This window comes from Agrobacterium vitis, assembly GCF_013426735.1.
In the GTDB taxonomy this organism is placed as follows: Bacteria; Pseudomonadota; Alphaproteobacteria; order Rhizobiales; family Rhizobiaceae; genus Allorhizobium; species Allorhizobium vitis_D.
The window spans coordinates 432038-450024 of sequence record NZ_AP023273.1 but is presented as its reverse complement, the minus strand read 5'-3'; the positions used below and the strand labels follow the sequence as shown (position 1 = coordinate 450024).

Here is a 17987-nt window from a genome sequence, read left to right as displayed (position 1 = left end):
AGCGCATAATGATGCAACATTCTCTAAAGCTGGCTGGAATTGGAAAAAGCTTCGCGGCTGATGATATTCTGAAGAATATTGATCTCGAGGTGCATCCCGGCGAGTTCCTGTCGCTTGTGGGCATGTCCGGCTGTGGCAAGTCGACCCTGTTGCGGATCATCGCTGGATTGGAGCGGCCCGATCGCGGTCAGGTTCTGATCGATAATTCGGATGTGACCGACATGGATCCGAGCGACCGCAATCTGGCGATGGTGTTCCAGTCCTATGCGCTCTATCCTCACATGACCGTGCGGCAGAACATCGCCACGCCGTTGCGGATGCGGTGCTTGTCGCTTGCGGGTCGATTGCCGCTGATCGGGCGTCTGGTCGCGCCTTCCGAGATTGTCAAGGACATCAAGCGCAGCGTTGAAGAGGCTGCGGAGACATTGCAGATTGCGCATCTTCTGGACCGCAGACCGGCCCAGCTCTCGGGTGGTCAGCGGCAGCGTGTAGCATTGGCGCGGGCGCTGGTGCGTTCGCCTGCTGCCTTCTTGATGGATGAGCCACTTTCCAATCTCGATGCCAAGCTTCGTGCCCATATGCGCGAAGAACTTGTCGGCCTGCATCGCCGCCTTGGCGCTACCTTCATCTATGTCACCCATGATCAGATCGAGGCCATGACCATGTCGGATCGTGTCGCGCTGATGCATGAGGGCCGGATCGAGCAATTGGGTACACCCGATGAACTGTACCACCGCCCAGCGACATTGACGGTGGCGCGCTTCATCGGCACCCCATCGATCAACCTTCTGCCTGTCATGATCGGCATGCAGGGACAGGTTACCGCTTTCGGAAAAGACCTCGACCTGCGGGCGTCAGAGCAGGATGACGGACCGGCAACGCTTGGGCTTCGGGCAGAAGACCTGCGCGTCCAAGATCTTAGGGCGCAAGATCTGCGTGCAAGCGGCAACGGCTTTGCCGTGCGCGTCCAGCGCAGCGAGACCCATGGCGCCGACCGGTTCGTAACCTGCCGCCTTGTTGATGATGAAACGGTCGTGGTGACCATGCGGCAAGGCGCGAGAGAGGCTATTGGTGCTGATGCACATGGTCTGATGACCATTGGCTTTGCACCTGAGCGGGCTCATCTGTTTGGCGCAGATGGCACGCGCTGCGCCGTTTCTGTTCGTGAACGGGTGGCGGCATGACTGCTGGCTCGCCCTCAATGGTGCCTACGGCTAAGCCTCGTGCGAGCCGGCAAACAGCCGAGCGCCGGATGGTTCGCCGTGGTCTGTTGTTTGCGGCCCCGGCCGTTTTGCTGTTGCTGGCGATTTATATCGTTCCGATGCTCGTGCTGGCCGCCTTTTCTGTCACGGATTACCAACTCGGTGCTCTCACCATTCACTTTGTCGGGCTCGGCAATTTCATCAAGGCGTTTCACGATCCCGTCTTTATTCGGGCGGTGATCAATACGGCGATCTATGCCGTGATTGTCATTCCTCTCGGCGTGTTCCTGGCGCTTGGCGTGGCGCTGTTGGTGCACAATCGCAAGCGCAGCCGGGCCTTCTGGGAAGTCGCCTATTTCCTTCCGGTTACCGCGACGCTCGTGGCGATGGCAACCGTCTGGCAATTCCTACTGCACCCCTCACTCGGGCCGGTGAATGCGGCAATCAAATGGCTGGGCTTCGAGCCCGTCGCCTTCCTGTCCAATCCGATGCTGCTCATTCCAACCATGGCATGGATTGGTGTCTGGCAGGTTCTCGGCTTCAACATGGTGCTGTTCCTTGCCGGGCTGACGGCCATTCCTAAAGATCTACATGAGGCGGTGCGGTTGGACGGCGCCAAAAATTCCATCGACCGGTTTTTCACCGTCACCTGGCCAATGCTGGGACCAACGACCTTGTTCGTGGTCGTCACAACATCGATCTCGGCTTTCAAAGTTTTCGAGACAGTGGCGGTACTGACCAAGGGCCGGTCCGGCTCGGAAACCCTGCTGTTCGATCTCTATCTCGAAGGGTTCGAGTATTCCAATACCGGCTACGCCGCAGCTTTGACACTGCTCTTCCTCGCCATCGTCCTGATCCTGTCGATTGGCCAGACTCTGCATATGGACCGGAAGGTACATTATTGATGACCCGGTTTCGTACCTATCTTCCGCATGTTGTCCTGGCCGCTGGCGCTTTCGTTATGCTCTTGCCGTTCTACTGGATGGTTTTGACCTCGATCCGTTCGCCATCGGAAATATTCAATGTTTCCCTCTGGCCGATCCCGGAAAAATTCGAGGGCGTGGAAAACTACGCAAGGGCCGCCAGTCAGGTGCCGATGGCCCGCTTCATGCTGAATGGGGTCATCGTCTGTTTTGGCATCCTGTTCGTCCAGGTCGTAACCGCGGTTCCCGCAGCCTATGCTTTGGCTAAACTTCGCTTTCCGGGGCGAAAACTGTTGTTGACGCTGGTGATTGCCGCGCTCTGCGTGCCGATCCAGGCGCTGGCTCTGCCGCTGTTTGTCGGACTGGCGAAGGCCCAGCTCCTCAACACCTATTTCGCCATGATGGCGCCCTTCTTCCTGTCGGTTTTCGCAATCTTCCTGTTCCACCAATCCTTCCGCAGCTATCCCGATGAAATCATCGAGGCGGCGCGGATGGATGGTTTTTCCGAGATGGAAATCTGCTGGGGCCTGGTCTTGCGCGGCTCGTTGCCGTCGCTTGCCGCTTTTGCGGTCTTTTCGCTGGTTGCCCATTGGAACGATCTCTATTGGCCGATGATCGTGATTTCCGACACCAATCTGGCTCCGCCGCCTCTGGGCATGCTGTTGTTCGCGGATGTTGAATCCGGCGCGAATTACGGTGCGCTGATGGCTGGCGCCACACTGATTACCGCGCCGATGGTGCTGTGCTTCCTCCTGGCACGACGGCACTTCATCGCGGGTATCACAATGACCGGCGTCAAGTGACGGCGTTCACATGCTCCTCCTCCCAACCTTTTCGGAGACGACAATGAAAATCAACCGACGCACCGTGGTGAGCGGTCTGGCTTTGGGCCTGGCTGCTGCCGGGCTTTCCACGCCCGTGCTGGCTGCCGACGAAGTCACGCTCAACGTGCTTTACAATCTGCCGGGCTTCACGAAATTCCATCAGCCGCTGGCCGATGCGTTCATGAAGAACAATCCCAATGTAAAGATCAATTTTCTGGCGCCCGCTCCAGGCTATAACGAGGGTCAGCAACAGGTCCTTCGCGCCGCCGTGACCGGCAATCTGCCGGATGTTTATTTCTCAGGCTTCAACCTGACCGCGGAGCTGGTTCACACACTGGCACCCCGCAACCAGATCACTGAGCTGGCGCCCTTCATCGCGGCGGAAGGCGGCCAGGCCTTTCTCGACAAGAACTACAGCCCGAAAATGGCCGCTCTCGGCCAGATCGATGGCAAGCAATACGGCCTGCCGGTCAATGCCTCCTCGCCAATCATCTATATCAATGCTGATCTGGTAAAGAAGGCTGGTGGCGATCCGGACAATATGCCGAAAACCTTTCCCGGACTGATCGCGCTGGCCAAGAAGATCCACGCGCTCGATCCGAAAATCTCCGGCATGGGCTACGACATCAATGGCTGGCCGGATGACTGGCTTTGGCAGGCATTGGTTCTCGAGCAGGGCGGCACATTGGTCAACGAAAAGACCAAGACTGTGGCTTTTGACAACGAGATTGGCCTCAATGCTCTGAAAATGGTTCGCCAGTTCGTGACCGAAGGCGGCCAGACCCTGCTTGACTGGGACCAGTCCCGCCAGCAATTCGGTGCTGGTCTCACCGGTTTCATCTTCTCGACACCGGCCCATGTTCAAACAATCGAAGGACTGGTGGGCGACCGTTTCAAGCTGAAGACGGCCACCTTCCCTCTGGACAACCCGGAAAAGGGTGGCGTGCCAACGGGCGGCAACTCAGCCGTGATCCTGACGCAGGACAAGGCCAAGCAGGACGCCGCCTGGAAATATCTGAAATGGATCACCGGTCCTGAGGCGCAGAACACCATCGTGCGGATCACCGGCTATCTGCCGACCAACAAGCTTGCCACCGGTGCCGACTATCTGGCGCCCTATTATGCCGAGCATCCGAATGTAAAGACCGCCTCGCTCCAGGCAGATCGGTCCTTGCCTTGGGCCGGTTATCCAGGCGGCGATTCCGTTCGCGTCTGGCGCACCCAGCGCGACATTATCGGCACGGTCATGCGCGGTGAAGTGACGCCGGAGGTTGGCCTGAAGCAGATGGTCGATCAGACCAATGCCTTGTTGAAATAGGCCAATCGTTCAGGACATTGACGATGCTCGCGCATCGTCCTCTTTGAAGACCGGCAAGGCTGCGGGGAATGTTCTCCGCAGCCATTTTCCAGAAAGACGGATAATGAAGATCATTCAGATCACCGATACCCATCTTATGCCCTCGGGCATCGTCGTCAACGGCGTCGATCCTGAAAAGCAGCTGCGTGCGGCAGTGGGCGACATTGTTGAAAAGCATGCCGATGCAGATCTTCTGGTGATGACCGGTGATCTCTGCAATCACGGTGATCCCGAGGCCTATGAACTTCTGCGCGACATTCTGGCGCCGGTGTCCTTCGACATCCGCCTGATGCTGGGCAACCATGACCGCAGGCCGGAATTCCAGGCTGCTTTTCCGGGGCAGCCATCCGATAGCAATGGTTATGTCCAGTCCTTTTGGGATACGGAATTCGGACGGCTCCTGTTCCTCGACAGTCACGAAGCAGGGGTGATCGGCGGCATGTATGGTGCCGACCGCCTTGCATGGCTCGATGCCACCTTGGAAAGCGCTGGCGATTTGTCCGTCACGGTTTTCATCCATCATCGCCCGATGGACTGCGGTATCCGGCATTTCGAAAAGATCGGTCTGCATGACGATGGCGCGCTGATGCGCCGCCTCAGCGCTCACAGCGCAGGGATACGTCATATTGTGTTCGGCCATATCCACGTGCCGCTTGCCGGCACAAGCGCCGAGGGTATCAGCTACAGTTCCGGCCAGGCCTGCGCGCACCGCTTCATCACCGATCTCGATGCGCCCGACCCGCTCTGGACCGGCGGCAATCCCTGCTACCGGATCATCTGCCTCGATGATCACGGACTGCGTGCCTATAGCGCCGAAGTGGGTGAGGCTATCCTCGGACAAGCATCCATTTGCGAAGGACCGTGATCGAATTCCTGCCACTCATTCCAGGATAAATCACGGGCCAGGATAAATCGCGGATCGTCGTTTTTCTCTGCGCGCATTTTTTAAATCCGAAAACCGCACCGCTGTCTCCAGCGGTGCGGTTTTCGTTATCGTCTTAACGCTGTACCGAGATGAAATGATCCGTTGTGAACTCTTCAACGGCCCATTTGCCGTTAAAGCGTCCGAGACCGGAGTTTTTCTCTCCACCAAACATCACATGCGGATAGTCATGGATGGTGATGTCGTTGATATGAGACATTCCAGCTTCAATCTGCTGAGCAAAGGCCAATCCACGGGCCTCGTCACGGGTGAAGACGGCGCTGGAAAGGCCAAATTCGGTATCATTGGCGAAGGCCAAAGCCTGGGCTTCGTCTTGAGCGCGGATGATCGGTGCGACCGGGCCGAAGATCTCATTGCGGGCGAAGTCGGAATCGTTGGTCACGTCGGCAAAGACATGCGGTGCCACCACCCGTCCCTCAATCGGACCGGATACGCATTCGCGGAAGCCGCTGTCGCGCGCCCGCGCAATGCTTGCGGTCACGCTGCGCAGCTGGCTGTCGTTGCAAAGCGGGCCGATCAAGGTATCCGGCTCGTTCGGGTTTCCGAATTTGATCGTCTTTACCGCAGCAGTAAAAGCCTCGACGAAGTTGTCATAAATCGAGGCATCGACGATGATGCGGTTCGTGCTCATGCAGATTTGCCCCTGATGCATGAAGCGACCGATCAGGGCTGCTCCAACAGCCTTTTCCAGATCGGCATCATCGAGAACCACCAGCGGTGCATTGCCGCCAAGCTCAAGGCCGACACGCTTCAGCAGGGAGGATTCACCCGCCACCTGGGCGATATGGCGTCCGACGGGCGTGGAGCCGGTAAAGGTGAGGACGCGAGGAACCGGATGACGCGAGAAAGCGTCGCCGATCACGCTCGAGCTACCGACCACGACATTGACCAAGCCTGCTGGCAGGCCAGCTTCCTCATAGATCTTGGCCAACAGAAGGCCGCCTGTGACCGGCGTGTCGTTCGACGGTTTCAAAACGACGGCGTTTCCAAGTGCAAGCGCCGGCGCGACAGAACGGTTCGACAGATGCAGCGGAAAATTCCACGGGCTGATAACACCGACGACGCCGACGGGCTTTTTGTAGACCCGTGCTTCCTTGCCGGGCTTATCGACGGGAATGATATGTCCCTGGGCGGCAGCGGGCAAGGTGACGGCTTCCAGCATGCCAGCGCGCACTGCGCCCCATTCTATGCCAGCCTTGATGCGTGTACTGCCGGATTCACGAATAATCCAGCTAATGATTTCTTCCTTGCGGGCGTCAAGAATCGAGACCGCTCTCAGAAACACCGCTGCGCGCTCGCTCGGCAATACCCGCGCCCACTCGGTTTGGGCAGCCTTGGCTGCACCGAAGGCACGATCGAGGTCATCAAGACTTGCCTGAGCGATTTCCGCCACAACCGTATCATCGTAAGGATTACGATCAACGGCGGTCTTTCCCTCGGTGCCTTCCACCCAGCGACCGGCAATATACTGCCCGGAAAACCCTTCATAGGCCTGTGGTTGGAATGCGGACTGACCAATATTCTGTTGCAAGACGTCTCCTCCTCTTGCCGGTTTTACGCGCCTTCGCCACGCCAATGCCGCCAGCATAGGATGGCGGTAAACGAAGGCGGTCTATCTCTTTGCGGCGGGAAGAATACGGCGAAAGCGTCAGTCAATCAATATCAATTATTGATTTATGATAAAAATGGTAATTCATAATTTTTATTGTATCAATAAATGATTTTATAAAGCGCTCAGTCCATTGTCTCTTATGCTCTCGCTTTTTAGAGGCTCATAGCTTGGGCGCTTTTCCGTTCCTTAGAGGAAATCGGTTCTGGATAGTTCCTCGGGGTTTTCAAAGGCATTCTCCACCCAATCCAGGATGGTTTTGGCGTCCTTTGGTTGTGTCGTGTCGATATTCAAAGCCGGACCGAGCCCGATGGGTTTCGCACGCTGCGCGAGTTCGATAAGTTCCGGGATATAGGAGGCGCCGGGATGTCCGGGAAGGCGGTTTTCAAGTCTTGATCTATAGCGCTCTCCTATCGTTTCTGCGGGGGCGTGGCACCAGAGTTCAACGATCTGCGTGATGCCAGCCATCGCGATATGCTCTTTCAGAACATCTGCTGGCTGAAATCCAAACCAGGCATCGACGATGAAGGTGGTTCCCGGAGCGGCATCGCGGATGATGGAAAAAATCGACTTGTAGCTCGCGCGTCCCAGGAGGCGATTGAAGGGGCGATCGACATCGTCAATCAATTCCAGAAAAGGGTTTTTGATCTCATCCAGGCTCAACACCTGCCAGCCGGTTTCACCGGCGATTTTATGGGAGATCGCGCTTTTGCCGGAGGCGGGTACGCCGTTTACCATGACCAGTCTCTTGCCATGGGCAGGTTTGCCATGATGATCGGCGTTGAGGAGATCGAAGGCCGCCAGCCCGCAACCGATGACACCGGCATCGTCATCGAGGCGCGCTCCCCTTATATCCGCTTCATACCAGGTCTCGCTGCGAGGCAGAAAATTGAGGGCGGCTAACGCTGCCTTACCCATGCCTCCCCCTAGCAGAACTACGTCCGGGTCGAAGGCGGCGGAGAGCGTGTTTATGGCTGATTTCAGAGGGGCGGCCCATGCCGTCATCACCTGCAATGCAACCTTATCTCCTGATTCCGCAAGAGCCAGGATGGCTTCAAATCGTGTTTCAGGTGCGTAGCCTGCCTCGCGGAGATGACGTTGCAAGGCGGTTCCTGAGGATTCCGTTTCAATACAGCCGCGTTGACCGCAGGGACATGGCTGGCCATGGAGATTGACGACAAGATGGCCCAATTGGCCAGCGCATCGTCTGCCATTGACGATCCGGCCATTTTCCATGACGGCGCCGCCAATCCCGGTTCCGATGGTCAGCATGACAGAACTGTTCATGCCCCGCGCAGCACCCACGCGGGCCTCGCCAATCAGGGCCATGCTGCAATCGTTTGCAACGGTCACCGGACGACCTGATGTCGCTGACATTTCAGACTGGAGATCACAGCCGGATAAATTCAGAAATCCACCCGATATGATCTCTCCTGTCCAGCCATCGACACGGCCGGGTATTCCTATTCCAATCGCCGCGGCGCGGTCGCCGTCCATCTGATGGATCAGGCTCTTTATAAGAGTGACAGCCTTGGAGGGGTCGCGGCTGCCTGTAACCGACGTCTTACGGATGATTTCGCCTTCGGGCGAAATCTGTGCCGCACGCATGTTGGTTCCGCCGACGTCGATGCCGATAGAAAACAATGGAAGAGACATGACATCCGCCGATCTTACGCCGCAACTCTCTGCTTGTTGCGATAGCGCCCGATAATGTCTTGAATATCATGCAATCGGGACACGGCAATTGTCGAAAGTTTCTCTTTCGAGATATTTCGGTCGAGGTCGATGCAGTCTTTCCAAAGGGAGCGGCCAGCGATGACGCCGGAGGCCCCGTTCTTCATGGCAGCCTCGACCTGGCGAAGGAAGGTATCATGATCGACGCCAGCCGATAGCACGGCCCAAGGCACATCGCCTGCCACCTTCGTGACCTCGGCGCAGGCTTCTTCGGAGCCGGGATAAGGGATTTTCAGAACTTTGGAGCCCAGTTCCAGGCAGGCACGTGAACCTTCGACGATAAGCTGCGGAATCTTGGCCTGATAGTCTTCACGGCTTTCGCCTTCAAGCTGGTAGGTCAGGAATTCAACGACCAGAAGAAAGTCCTCGCGGGCGAAATCCTCAATGGTCCTCTTCAAGGTTTCAAGGTTTGCAACATTGGCTGCCGGGGTATCCATCCGCAGATAGACCATGATTTTGCCACCGGTGGCGCCAAGAGCGCGAACGCGCCGCGCATCGACACCTTCCACCATCTTGGAAATGCGATAGCCTTCTGGCGACGTGTCCCATCCGGAGGCATCGATGCCGATCAGAAGAGCTGTATCCCTTGGAAGAATATCGTTATCGATCAACCCCGGCACCGCGCAGACCGGATCGACAAGCACGCAGCCGGCATGAGAGGCCAGATAGCGTGCAATGTCAGCCTTGGTTTCTCCAAGAATATCATTGCCGATTTTCGCTTGTTCTTCCGGGGTCGTGGCAAGAATGGATCGCATACCGCCGCGCTGGTCGCATGCAATAACCATCATGGATCCGCTACCGTTGCAAATCTGATGGTATCCGCGTCTTTCTGCCGTTGTCATTGCCGTCATGTGTCCACTCCGAAAGAAATTGCAGGCAAAAGCGGACAGCGCAAAGCTTTAGCCATGCGCGAGCCCTCCTGCGTCAGGTGATTTGATGATGCCTTGAAAGTCGCAGGGCCTTGGACGTCATAGGGCCTGGGAAGTCACAGGGAAGGGCGCCGTATTGCATTGAGTCCGGAGCCGTTTCAGTGTAGCCTTCCCGCTTCGTGTAACACATTTCAGAAAGGAATTGCAAGCTGCTTCCGCAAACTTCACAGGATACGGCGTCCCGGGCGACATTGCATATGGTCGCAAAGCTGCATTATGAAGCTGACATGTCTCAGGTTGAGATCGCGCGCAAGCTTGGAATCTCGACTGCGACCGTCTCCCGTTTGCTTCAACGGGCCAGGGTGCTTGGGATCGTCAAGATCGAGGTGCTTGACCTTGTCTCGCCCGCCGGTTTGACCCAGGAATTGATTGAGGCGCTGTCCCTGAAGAGGGCGGCGGTGATCGATACGCCATCGACAGGTGTTCTGGGTGCGCTGGCAAAACCGTTGGGCGATCTGCTCAAGGAAGAAGGCTTGGCCGCAGGGTCGGTCATCGGTATCGGTTGGGGTCGTGCCATACGTGAAGTTATTGCCGCTGGCTTGCCGCGTATTCCTGGCATTATCGCCGTTGCGTTGAACGGTGGTCTCCAGCAATCAGCGCCGCATTTCCAGATTAGCGAATTTGTCCGCCAGGCCGCCGATCAGTTGGGTGGAAGCGCCCATTTCCTGCACGCGCCTTATCTCTCCTCCGCCGAATTGAAGGATGCCTTTCTTGCCGATGCCTTTGTGCAGGAAACGACGAAACTTTGGGATCGCCTGGATTGCGCGATTGTCGGCATAGGGTTGCCGCATGCTATCAATCCGCCTGAGGCGAGTGCCGCGACAGTGAATGAGCGCGCCATTGGAGGCGCGGTTGGTGACGTTATCAGGCACTATGTCGATATCAACGGCAAGCTTTTGTCCTGGGATGGGGAGGAGCGAATGATTGCGGCATCCAGCCAGCAGCTTTGCAAGGCCAAACTGTCTATCGGTGTGGCCGCGACCGTTGAAAAAGCGGCTGGAATCATCGGCGCCGTCCGTTCCGGAATGATCAATTCCCTGGTCACCGACGCCAATACCTGCATCGCAATTCTCAATCTTCTCCAACAGAACGGGCCTTCTCAGGGCGAGGAAAAACAAACGAAAGCGAAAAAGAAATAAGTTTCTGAAAAAAATTTCTTGACGGCAGACTGAAAACGGCGTGATGATGCTGTCGTGAATTGAGTGCTTAATTCACGGGAGATGACTGTTTCGATTTGGGAGGAGAGAAACATGGAACGTCGGCGTTTTCTTCAATCTGCGACCGCGCTTGCCTTGTCCGCACCGGCTGTTTTGGCGGTTACGCGTGCTCAGGCCGAAAATAAAAAATTCAGAATTGCGCTGATTCCAGGTCTGACGACCGATGCGTTTTATATCACGATGCATAAGGGCGCAGAAGCCGCCGCCGCTGCCATCGGCGCGCAAATTATTTTTCAAGGCGCTCCAGATTTCAACCCTGTGACACAGGTTCCGGTTCTTGATGCGGTCATTGCGAAAAAGCCGGATGCCATTCTCATCGCACCCACCGATACCACACAGCTGGTGCAGCCGTTGAAAAAGGCTGCGGATGCGGGCATTCCGCTGATCACGGTCGATACATTCATCGGGACCGGTGACTATCAAACGGGCGCAGGGGACGGGGACTTTCCGTTGTCCTATATCGCATCGGACAATGTTCTAGGCGGCGAAATTGCAGCGCGCTCTCTGGCGTCGGCCATTGGGGACAAAGGCAAGGTCTACGTCTCCAATGTAAAGCCAGGAGTTTCGACGACGGACCAGCGAGAGCAAGGGTTCAAATCCGAGATGGCCAAACATCCCGGCATTACGGTTCTCGAAACGCAGTTCAATGACAATGACGCTAACAAAGCTGCATCTCAGCTCCAGGCGGTCTACGCCCGCAATTCCGATTTGGCCGGGGTATTTGGTGCCAATCTCTTTTCCGGGCTTGGATCGGCGAACGGTGTCCAGCAGGCTGGCCAATCCGGCACAATCAAGGTTGTGGCTTTCGATGCGCCAGGGTCAGTGGTGGATAATCTGAAATCCGGCCTTATCGATTTTGCAATCGCCCAGCATCCTGCGGAAATCGGGTATTACGGGGTGATCTCCGCCTATGCGCACCTGACCGGGCAGTCCATCCCAACCAAGATTGGGACTGGCTTTACTGTCATCAACAAAAGCAACGTGACGGATCCAGCCGTCGCTCGGTTCATCTACGCTGAATAGACCTCCACGGCCTCGTTAAAACGTCAGCCACGGCTGATCGGACGCCAGGATAAGGCTTGCTAGTGCATCGATCCAAACGGAGGCTTCAGGCGAGTTTGGATAAATCGCTGCATAAACAAAAGTCTAGTGCACGCAAGCATGAACGAAGTGAATGCGTCAGTGCACTAGGTCCCTTCATTGATAGCTGACCAGAACTCAGGATGGAATTCATGCTGGAAAACCAGACCATGGCGCCCGAGAACACCCACGCCGTCGCACCTCAGGCAGACCACGCCGACGTTACCAAGACGATCGTGCAGCGTATCGCTCAGTTGCGGGCGTGGGTCTTTCTGGCTGCCCTTATTGTGATCTTCGAGATTTGGGCGCAGACAGATTTTGGAGGGACGTTCGTTGGTTCACCCTTCAATTGGCAATCGGTTGCGGTCTTTGCCGTTGCGCCCCTTCTTTTGGCAATCGGCCAGACCTTCGTCATCATCTCTGGCGGCATCGATCTTTCTGCGGGTTTCATCATGGGGCTTGCGGCGGTCGTCGCTGCCCACGCCACCAATTATTTCGGGGTTTTCATGCCCTTGCCGGCTGCGATGGTATGCGGCATCCTCGTCGCCATCCTCGCCGCGACTATTCCAGGCATCATCAACGGGCTGCTGATCTCCAGGCTCAACGTACCTCCTTTTATCGGCACGCTCGGCATGTTTGGCGTTGCCCGAGGAGCGGCTTTCCTTCTTGCCGGAGGAACAACGGTACCCGTCAAAAACTCCTATTTCGCAGCGCTTGGGAATGGACGGATAGAAGGTATCCCTTATCTCGTTCTGGTGACCGCCGTTTTCGTGTTGCTGATGCATTATATTCTCAGCCAGACGCGGTTTGGGCAGCATAATTATGCAATCGGTGCCAATGCCCAGGCCTCTCGCCGGGCAGGTATAGATATCAAAGGCCATATTTTGCGGCTTTATATCCTGTCCTCGGTCTGCGCGGGCCTTGGCGGCGCATTATATGCGGCGCGCTTCACGGCAGGCGCTGCCCAGGCCGGGGAACCCTTGCTTCTCGACAGCGTGGCCGCTGTCGTGATTGGCGGTGCCAGCCTGTTTGGAGGCTCGGGAACAATCATCGGAACGGTGGCGGGAGCCCTGGTCATCGCGGTCATCCAGTATGGCCTGGTCTTCATGAATGTTGAGCCATTCTGGCAATTCATTGCCGTTGGCGTCGTCATCATCATTTCCGTTCTTATCGACCAGGCGCAACGCCGCTTCAGTGGAGTCAAACATGCTGAGTAATGTCGCACCCCTTCTTGAAGTCCGCAATTTTTCCCGGCATTTCGGCGCTGTGAAAGCTCTTGATAATTGCTCGCTGACTGTCGGTGCCGGTGAAGTCGTGGCCTTGGCCGGAGACAATGGCGCCGGAAAGACCACCATGATCAAGGCGATCTCCGGGGTCTATTCGCCCACGTCGGGCGAAATTCTGATCGATGGCTCCCCGGTTGCCTTTTCCTCGCCGCAGGATGCGCGGGAAAAAGGGATTGAGACGATCTATCAGGACTTGGCTCTTGCCGATAATCTGTCCATTGGCGCCAATATTTTTCTCGGCCGTGAGCCAATGAAACGCGCTTTTGGTTTTATTCCAGTCCTCGACCGCAAGGCGATGGCCAAGGCCGCAGCCGATACGATGGCTCTCCTCGACTTCCACGTGAAGCGATTGGATGCCCCGGTCAGCAATTTTTCGGGCGGACAGCGCCAGGCGGTGGCAATCGGTCGGGCCGTTTACTGGAATGCCAAGATCCTGATCATGGACGAACCGACAGCAGCGCTGGGCGTGCCGGAGCAGCGTAAGGTTGTTGCGCTGATCAAGTCGCTGAAAGCCCAAGGGCGGGGCGTTATTTTCATCTCCCATAATTTGCAGGACATATTCGCGGTATCGGACCGTATCGTTGTCCTGAGACGGGGTGTTGTCGCTGGAACGCGCAATATTGCCGATACCAACCACGACGAAATCGTCAAGCTGATGATTGGTGGGTAATCCTAGAAGTCAGCAAGCAAATCAACGCGGGATTATACTCATGTGGGAACTTGATGGGAAAGCAATCCTCGTCACCGGTGCCAGCGGTGGAATCGGCGGCGCGACGGTGACGAAGCTGAAAGACGCCGGGGCCAAGGTCTATGCGACCGGAAGGTCACGAGACGAGCTTCACAAGCTGGCCGCGCAGACCGGTTGTGAGACGTTGATTTTCGATCTCACTTCGGAGGACGAAATTCGCAGGGCAGTAGAGGATTTGCCGTTGTGGGGCGTGGTGAACTGTGGTGGCTTTGGTGGCGAAATCGCCACCCCGCAGGAAACCGACATCTCTATCTTCGACAAAGCCATTGCCATCAATGTGAGAGGCGCGCTTCTCGTCACCAAATACGCATCGCGCTCGATGATCAAAGAAGGCAAGGGTGGCTCGATCGTCAATGTCTCGAGCCAGGCAGCACTGGCGGCATTGCCGGGCCATGTCTCCTATGCGTCTTCCAAAGCGGCACTGGATAGTATCACGCGTGTCAGCGCGCTTGAACTTGGCAAATACAAAATTCGGGTCAATAGCGTCAATCCCACGGTGGTCATGACGGAGATGTCCGCATTTTATTGGGGCCGCCCGGAGATCGGCGAACCCTTCCTGCAAAAAATGCCGTTGGGACGATGGGCGACCGTCGATGACATCGCAAAGCCGATCCGCTTCTTGTTGAGTGAGGAGGCGTCAATGATCACCGGTGTCTCTCTCCCAATTGACGGTGGCTTTACAGCCTGTTGATCGCCTCATCGCTCAGGCCGTGCAAGATCCGCACCCAGGATCTGGTGCCTTTGTGAAAAGAGGTGAGGTTGTATTTTTCATTGGGCGAGTGAACGCAGTCATCGTCCAGCGAAAAGCCTACCAACAAGGAGTCCATGCCGAGCATGGACTGAAAGCTGCCGACAATCGGGATCGATCCGCCGCCGCCGACAACAATGGCGGGCTTTGGCCATTCCTGTGAAAGAGCCGCCTTGGCCGTAGCGAGGATCGGCGAGTCATAGGGCAATTGAATGGCAGGCGAGGCTCCTTCGGCGTGAAATTCAACCCGGCAATCCCTAGGTAACTTTGAGGTTACATAGGCGCGAAAACTGTCGCGGATTTTTTGCGGGTCCTGTTTTCCCACCAGACGGAAGGATACCTTGGTCATGGCCTCGGCAGCAATCACGGTCTTGAAGCCCTTGCCAGTATAGCCGCCGGACATGCCGTTGATCTCGGCGGTCGGGCGGGCCCAGAGCAATTCCAGAACGCTACGGCCCTTTTCGCCGGAGGGTACGGAAAGACCGATATCCGTTAGGAACGCGGGTTGGGTCTTCTCCAGATCTGCCCAGACGGCCTTGATATCGGGCGGTGTTTCTTCAACGCCATCGTAAAAGCCGGGCAGGGTCACGGCACCGGTTTCATCATGCAGGCCAGCCATGATATCGCTCAGCACATGCAACGGATTGGCTGCGACGCCACCATATCCGCCCGAATGGAGGTCACGGTTGGCGGCCTTGATGGTGATTTCCTCGCCAACCAGACCGCGGAGGCTGGCGCAGATCGCCGGTGTTTGCGTGTCCCACATGCCGGTGTCGCAGACCATGGCAAAATCAGCCTTCAACTCCTGGGCATTGGCCTCGAGAAAAGGCTGAAGCGACGGCGATCCCGATTCCTCCTCGCCTTCGAAGAGAATGGTCACACGCACCGGCAGTCCGCCCTTGGTTTCCTTGAAGGCGCGTAGAGCCTCGATGAAGGTCAGGAGCTGTCCCTTGTCATCCGAAGTACCGCGTCCGGTGATGATCTTTTCTCCGGTTGAACCGTCACGAATGGCTGGGTCGAACGGGTCGTGCTGCCACAAAGCGAGCGGGTCGACCGGCTGAACATCGTAATGGCCGTAGAACAGAACATGCGGGCAATCCGCGGTTTGGCCCTCATGATGAGCAACCACCATCGGATGGCCTGACGTGTCGCGCACGGATGCTGCAAAGCCCAGTCCGGTCAGATAGGTCGCTAGGAAATCCGCAGCCTTGCGGCAATGCCGGCTGTAGGCCGGATCGGTGGAAATCGAGGGGATACGCACCAGATCGAACAGTGTTTCCAGACTGGAAGGCAGATTGTCATCGACCCGGGCGAGGACGGTTTCAAGATCGGTCATGGGCAGATTTCCAGTCGGTTATGGGATGGGTGTTTGCAAAAGATCAGTCTGTTCGAGCCGCCGCCATCGCCGCCTGCAAATCGCTCCACAGTGCCTCGGTCCCCTCAAGCCCGACATGGAGACGCACAGACAGCGGATCGACGCCGAAGGCATCCGCGAAACTCGGCGGCGCTTTCTGGTTGGCCACCACATCGCCGGGGACGACGAGACTTTCATGACCACCCCAACTGACGCCCAGTTTGAACAGCTGCAAATGATCGCAGAAGGTTTGAATATGGATGACATCCTTGAAGATGAAGGAAAACAGCCCGGACGTGCCATGCAGGCCCGGCGGCAAACCATTGTTCAGCGCCGGATGGCAGACTTTTTCGACGATATCGAGCGCCTGCAAGCGATGGGCAATCTCCAGCGCCGAGGCCTCATGCGCCTTCATGCGGATCGGCAATGTGCGCATACCCCGGATCAGCAGCCAGGCATCGAAGGGAGATAGTTTTCCGCCGAGATATGGCAGCGTTTCATTGCGAATACGATTGATCAGTTCCTTGGGACCCGCCACCACACCGGCGACAACATCGCTGTGACCGCCGAGATATTTCGAGGCCGAATGCAGGACGAGATCGACGCCGAGCGATAATGGCTTCTGGAAAACCGGGCTTGCCCAGCTGTTGTCAATCACCGACAACACGCCGTGCTGTTTGGCAAGAGCGGCCAGCGCGCCGACATCATGGACGTCCATCACCCAGCTGGTGGGGCTTTCCAGATAGAGAAGCTTTGCGCCCGGAAGCGCCTTGGCCACGGCATCCTCATCGCGGCCATCGACATAAGTCACCTCGATGCGCATGCGCTTCAGCATGGTCTCAAAGAACCTGTAGGCATCGGGATAGAGGTGGCGAACGGCAACGACCCGATCTCCCGGCTCGACAAAGCTGAGGACGGTCGAGGATATCGTCGCCATGCCACTGGCAAAGGCCAGCGCATCTTCCGCGCCTTCCAGTTTGGCTAGCATCTCCTCGAAAATCCGCACGGTGGGGTTTAGCCCGCGTGAATAAACCGGTCGAAGTTTTTCACCGCGATAGGTCGCGACCATCTCGTCATAGTCGCTGAAGGTGAACAGCGACGTCTGCACAATCGGCGGCACCACCGCATCATAAGCATTGGCCTCATCATGCGCCGTGATCAGCGATGCCTGTTGCAGATAATCGAGAGCGTCGCTCATTTGGACATTTCCTTGATGTCTTCTTCCACCACGGCAAGAATTTTGAGGGTTTCACGGCGCGCACCTTCACTGTCCTGGTCAGCAATGGCGCTGAACAAGGTGCGATGATAGGGGAAGGAGCGGCGGGCAAAGTCCGGCCTGTCGAAAGGCTTTGTCCAGAAGCGCTCGAAGGCTTCGCGCATCTGCTCCAGAAGCTGTTTGAACAGTGGGTTATGCGTGGCATCGTAGATCGCCACATGGAAAGCCAGATCTTCCTTGCCGGATGTTCCCTTGGCCAGATGCACCCGCTCCATTTCATCGAGCTTTTCCTCGATGATCCGCAAATCCTCTTCCGTTCGGCGCATCGCAGCCAAGGCTCCGGCCTCGACTTCAATGCCGCGTCGCACTTCCAGCGTTTGCAAAAGAGCGTCGCGTAAATTCACCGTCTCCAGCATCAAGGGCATGTGGACCGTGGCAGCACTCACGGGCTGCAAAAGATAGGTTCCGCTGCCTTTTCGGGTCTCCACCACGCCCAAGGCCTGAAACCGCCCGATCACTTCACGCACTGTTGAACGGCCAACACCGAGCGCGTTCATCAGTTCGCGTTCCGTTGGCAGGCGATCTCCACGCTTGAGACCGGCCTTGTTGATATAGCCGACCATGGCCCCACTCACCTGCTGGACACGGTCCAGCGGTGGCAGCGCGGCGATATGCTGGGTGTCGTTCAGCGCGTTTCCGGTGCGCATCGTCATTGATATTTCTTCCTCCTGCCGACCGCTTGACAATTGGTCTGACATCTTAGCAGTATGCCGCCCACGAACAATGTCAAGGCGACCGAAGGGGCATTTGGTCTACT

General features: G+C 56.8%; 16 protein-coding genes. 10 read left to right on the top strand and 6 right to left on the bottom strand.

Translation table 11 applies throughout. From position 1 onward, the window contains the following. Positions 1 to 8 precede the first annotated feature (8 nt). The 5 genes from H1Y61_RS19345 to H1Y61_RS19325 all read left to right on the top strand — a co-directional run bounded on the left by H1Y61_RS19345 (position 9) and on the right by H1Y61_RS19325 (position 5171). On the top strand, positions 9 to 1184 hold the full coding sequence (locus tag H1Y61_RS19345; protein WP_180575110.1) for an ABC transporter ATP-binding protein: 1176 nt from the start codon (positions 9 to 11) through the stop codon (positions 1182 to 1184). Continuing rightward, complete coding sequence (locus H1Y61_RS19340) at positions 1181 to 2107, top strand: carbohydrate ABC transporter permease (RefSeq protein ID WP_180575109.1); 927 nt, start codon at positions 1181 to 1183, stop codon at positions 2105 to 2107. The genes H1Y61_RS19345 and H1Y61_RS19340 overlap by 4 nt, the downstream gene beginning before the upstream one ends. Continuing rightward, on the top strand, positions 2107 to 2928 hold the full coding sequence (locus H1Y61_RS19335; protein ID WP_180575108.1) for a carbohydrate ABC transporter permease: 822 nt from the start codon (positions 2107 to 2109) through the stop codon (positions 2926 to 2928). Before H1Y61_RS19340 ends, H1Y61_RS19335 begins: the two co-directional genes overlap by 1 nt. A gap of 43 nt (positions 2929 to 2971) precedes the next feature. Further along, positions 2972 to 4267, top strand: a complete 1296-nt coding sequence (locus H1Y61_RS19330) for an ABC transporter substrate-binding protein (protein WP_180575107.1) — start codon at positions 2972 to 2974, stop codon at positions 4265 to 4267. Between the two features lie 103 nt (positions 4268 to 4370). Then, complete coding sequence (locus H1Y61_RS19325) at positions 4371 to 5171, top strand: phosphodiesterase (protein WP_180575106.1); 801 nt, start codon at positions 4371 to 4373, stop codon at positions 5169 to 5171. 133 nt (positions 5172 to 5304) lie between these two features. On the opposite strand, the gene H1Y61_RS19320 is transcribed toward H1Y61_RS19325, so the two are convergent. The 3 genes from H1Y61_RS19320 to H1Y61_RS19310 all read right to left on the bottom strand — a co-directional run bounded on the left by H1Y61_RS19320 (position 5305) and on the right by H1Y61_RS19310 (position 9443). Next, entirely contained in the window at positions 5305 to 6780 is a 1476-nt protein-coding gene (locus H1Y61_RS19320) for an aldehyde dehydrogenase family protein (protein WP_235680945.1), read from the bottom strand. A 267-nt stretch (positions 6781 to 7047) separates the two neighbouring features. Beyond that, entirely contained in the window at positions 7048 to 8514 is a 1467-nt protein-coding gene (locus tag H1Y61_RS19315) for an ROK family protein (protein WP_180575105.1), read from the bottom strand. 14 nt (positions 8515 to 8528) lie between these two features. Continuing rightward, positions 8529 to 9443: a tagatose-bisphosphate aldolase gene (locus H1Y61_RS19310; RefSeq protein WP_180575104.1), complete on the bottom strand. Its 915-nt coding sequence runs from the start codon at positions 9441 to 9443 to the stop codon at positions 8529 to 8531. Between the two features lie 275 nt (positions 9444 to 9718). Here H1Y61_RS19310 and H1Y61_RS19305 point away from each other — a divergent pair, with 275 nt between their 5' ends. From H1Y61_RS19305 to H1Y61_RS19285, 5 genes are all read left to right on the top strand, one after another. Further along, positions 9719 to 10660, top strand: coding sequence for a sugar-binding transcriptional regulator (locus tag H1Y61_RS19305; RefSeq protein WP_180575103.1), 942 nt, complete (start codon positions 9719 to 9721; stop codon positions 10658 to 10660). Positions 10661 to 10771: 111 nt separating this feature from the next. Next, the gene (locus H1Y61_RS19300) at positions 10772 to 11761 is read left to right on the top strand and encodes an ABC transporter substrate-binding protein (RefSeq protein ID WP_156617157.1); all 990 of its coding nucleotides are present in this window, start codon (positions 10772 to 10774) and stop codon (positions 11759 to 11761) included. Between the two features lie 227 nt (positions 11762 to 11988). After that, a complete protein-coding gene (locus H1Y61_RS19295; RefSeq protein WP_071207248.1) occupies positions 11989 to 13035 on the top strand; it encodes an ABC transporter permease subunit in 1047 nt (348 codons plus the stop codon). Beyond that, on the top strand, positions 13025 to 13774 hold the full coding sequence (locus H1Y61_RS19290) for an ATP-binding cassette domain-containing protein (protein WP_174112399.1): 750 nt from the start codon (positions 13025 to 13027) through the stop codon (positions 13772 to 13774). The genes H1Y61_RS19295 and H1Y61_RS19290 overlap by 11 nt, the downstream gene beginning before the upstream one ends. Positions 13775 to 13814: 40 nt before the next feature. Continuing rightward, positions 13815 to 14543, top strand: coding sequence for an SDR family oxidoreductase (locus H1Y61_RS19285; RefSeq protein WP_180575102.1), 729 nt, complete (start codon positions 13815 to 13817; stop codon positions 14541 to 14543). Here H1Y61_RS19285 and H1Y61_RS19280 read toward each other — a convergent pair. The 3 genes from H1Y61_RS19280 to H1Y61_RS19270 are packed head-to-tail and all read right to left on the bottom strand — an operon-like array spanning position 14530 to position 17877. Then, on the bottom strand, positions 14530 to 15936 hold the full coding sequence (locus H1Y61_RS19280) for a M20/M25/M40 family metallo-hydrolase (RefSeq protein ID WP_180575101.1): 1407 nt from the start codon (positions 15934 to 15936) through the stop codon (positions 14530 to 14532). The genes H1Y61_RS19285 and H1Y61_RS19280 overlap by 14 nt on opposite strands. 43 nt (positions 15937 to 15979) lie before the next feature. Next, positions 15980 to 17152, bottom strand: a complete 1173-nt coding sequence (locus tag H1Y61_RS19275) for a PLP-dependent transferase (protein WP_180575100.1) — start codon at positions 17150 to 17152, stop codon at positions 15980 to 15982. Continuing rightward, positions 17149 to 17877: a FadR/GntR family transcriptional regulator gene (locus tag H1Y61_RS19270; protein ID WP_180575215.1), complete on the bottom strand. Its 729-nt coding sequence runs from the start codon at positions 17875 to 17877 to the stop codon at positions 17149 to 17151. Before H1Y61_RS19270 ends, H1Y61_RS19275 begins: the two co-directional genes overlap by 4 nt. Positions 17878 to 17987 lie beyond the last annotated feature (110 nt).

What these genes read in the sequence shown, in the direction of transcription:
- H1Y61_RS19280 (WP_180575101.1), bottom strand. Translation starts at nt 15,936, where the DNA reads ATGACCGATCTTGAAACCGTCCTCGCCCGGGTCGATGACAATCTGCCT.
- H1Y61_RS19290 (WP_174112399.1), top strand. Translation starts at nt 13,025, where the DNA reads ATGCTGAGTAATGTCGCACCCCTTCTTGAAGTCCGCAATTTTTCCCGG.
- H1Y61_RS19295 (WP_071207248.1), top strand. Translation starts at nt 11,989, where the DNA reads ATGGCGCCCGAGAACACCCACGCCGTCGCACCTCAGGCAGACCACGCC.
- H1Y61_RS19300 (WP_156617157.1), top strand. Translation starts at nt 10,772, where the DNA reads ATGGAACGTCGGCGTTTTCTTCAATCTGCGACCGCGCTTGCCTTGTCC.
- H1Y61_RS19270 (WP_180575215.1), bottom strand. Translation starts at nt 17,877, where the DNA reads ATGCGCACCGGAAACGCGCTGAACGACACCCAGCATATCGCCGCGCTG.
- H1Y61_RS19325 (WP_180575106.1), top strand. Translation starts at nt 4,371, where the DNA reads ATGAAGATCATTCAGATCACCGATACCCATCTTATGCCCTCGGGCATC.
- H1Y61_RS19335 (WP_180575108.1), top strand. Translation starts at nt 2,107, where the DNA reads ATGACCCGGTTTCGTACCTATCTTCCGCATGTTGTCCTGGCCGCTGGC.
- H1Y61_RS19315 (WP_180575105.1), bottom strand. Translation starts at nt 8,514, where the DNA reads ATGTCTCTTCCATTGTTTTCTATCGGCATCGACGTCGGCGGAACCAAC.
- H1Y61_RS19340 (WP_180575109.1), top strand. Translation starts at nt 1,181, where the DNA reads ATGACTGCTGGCTCGCCCTCAATGGTGCCTACGGCTAAGCCTCGTGCG.
- H1Y61_RS19305 (WP_180575103.1), top strand. Translation starts at nt 9,719, where the DNA reads ATGGTCGCAAAGCTGCATTATGAAGCTGACATGTCTCAGGTTGAGATC.
- H1Y61_RS19310 (WP_180575104.1), bottom strand. Translation starts at nt 9,443, where the DNA reads ATGACGGCAATGACAACGGCAGAAAGACGCGGATACCATCAGATTTGC.
- H1Y61_RS19345 (WP_180575110.1), top strand. Translation starts at nt 9, where the DNA reads ATGATGCAACATTCTCTAAAGCTGGCTGGAATTGGAAAAAGCTTCGCG.
- H1Y61_RS19275 (WP_180575100.1), bottom strand. Translation starts at nt 17,152, where the DNA reads ATGAGCGACGCTCTCGATTATCTGCAACAGGCATCGCTGATCACGGCG.
- H1Y61_RS19285 (WP_180575102.1), top strand. Translation starts at nt 13,815, where the DNA reads ATGTGGGAACTTGATGGGAAAGCAATCCTCGTCACCGGTGCCAGCGGT.
- H1Y61_RS19330 (WP_180575107.1), top strand. Translation starts at nt 2,972, where the DNA reads ATGAAAATCAACCGACGCACCGTGGTGAGCGGTCTGGCTTTGGGCCTG.